Source organism: Microbacterium sp. HJ5, from assembly GCF_054824025.1.
Genome location: NZ_JSYE01000060.1, coordinates 1 through 371, shown reverse-complemented (window position 1 = coordinate 371; position 371 = coordinate 1). Strand labels below are relative to the sequence as shown.

The following is a 371-nucleotide window of genomic DNA, read 5'->3' as shown; positions in this document are numbered from 1 at the left end:
GAGGTGTGGTTCGTCACCGGCAGCCAGAACCTCTATGGCGAGGAGACGCTGCGTCAGGTGGCCGAGCAGTCGCAGGCGGTCGCGGACGGCCTGTCGGGTCTGCCGGTGAAGGTGGTGTGGAAGCCGGTCCTGAAGGACTCGGACTCGATCCGCCGTCTTGCCCTCGAGGTCAACGGCCGCGATGACGTGATCGGCGTGATCGCGTGGATGCACACGTTCAGCCCCGCCAAGATGTGGATCGCCGGCCTCGACGCGCTGCAGAAGCCGCTGCTGCACCTGCACACGCAGGCCAACGTCGAGCTGCCGTGGAACGACATCGACTTCGACTTCATGAACCTGAACCAGGCCGCGCACGGCGACCGCGAGTTCGG

1 pseudogene is annotated in these 371 nt (G+C 66.3%); it reads left to right on the top strand.

The window, feature by feature from the left end:
• Positions 1-371, top strand: a pseudogene (locus OB08_RS16680) (L-arabinose isomerase); the annotation flags it as partial.